Source organism: Paracoccus sp. MKU1, assembly GCF_001447385.1.
In the GTDB taxonomy this organism is placed as follows: domain Bacteria; phylum Pseudomonadota; class Alphaproteobacteria; order Rhodobacterales; family Rhodobacteraceae; genus Paracoccus.
Map to the genome: position 1 here is coordinate 1 of NZ_LLWQ01000041.1, position 1142 is coordinate 1142.

Genomic DNA, 1142 nt, shown 5'->3' on the forward strand with positions numbered 1-1142 from the left:
ATCCGGCAGGCCATGAAAAGCACCGGCGCCATCGGCGGGCTGTTCGCGCCGATCACCACCGAGGTCGCGACGATGGCGGCGAAATGCACCGGATGCACCTCGACCGAGACCATCAGCGGCAGCAGCAGCGGCGCGATCACCACCGTGACCGAGACATCGTCGATCAGCGCCCCCGCGATGATCAGGAACACGTTCACCAGGATCATCACGCCGATCGGATTGCTGACCAGCGACGCCACCAGTTCCGTCAGATCCTGCGGGATGCGCTCGGCCACCAGGATACGGCTGATCACGAAGGAAAACAGCAGGATCAGCACGATGGAGCCGGTGGTCTCGGCGGCCGCCACCGTGCTGTCGCGCAACCGCGCCAGGCTCATGTCGCGATAGACGAAGAGGCCGATCAGGACCGCGGCGAGAACGGCGAAGGCCGCCGCCTCGGTTGGCGTGAAGAAGCCGCCATAGATGCCGCCGATGATGATGACCGGCAGCGAAAAGGCGGGGATGGTGCGCAGGGTGATGCGCCATTTCTCCGCAGCCGGGATCCGGCGCTCGTCGTGGATCTCGTGAATGCGGCGGCCGATCTGGGCGCGGTTGAAGATCATCAGCCCGATCATCAGCATGATCCCCGGCACGATCGAGGCCGCGAAGCAGGCCGCCACCGATTGCTGGGTCGCCACTGCGAACAGGATCATGGTGATCGACGGCGGGATAAGGATGCCCAGGAGAGAGGAAATCCCCAGCAGCGCCGCCGAATAGCCGCGCGGATAGCCGCGTTCGGCCATGGGGTCGATCATCAGCGTGCCGATGGCCGCCACTGCTGCGGTGGCCGTCCCGGCGATGGCGCCGAACACGCCCGCCGCCCCGACCATCGCATTGCCGAGCCCGCCCCGCCGCCGCCCGATCGCCATCTCGATGCAGGCGACCAGGCGGTTCGCGATGCCCCCCGACTGCATCAGGTAGCCCGCAAGGATGAACAGCGGCAGGGCCAGCAGGATCACCGAGTTCAGCGACCGGAAGCCCTGCAACATCAGCGTGTTGAGATTGGCGTCATAGATCCAGGCCAAGGCCGCGACGACGCCGGCGAAGGACCATGCGACGGGAAGGCCGATCCCCAGAAGAGCCAGGAGCAGCCCCAGGACCAG

1 protein-coding gene is annotated in these 1142 nt (G+C 66.5%); it reads right to left on the reverse strand.

The features are described 5' to 3' along the window. A partial coding sequence (locus AQY21_RS02650; RefSeq protein WP_369807745.1) for a TRAP transporter large permease occupies positions 1-1142 on the reverse strand: 1142 nt, incomplete at both ends.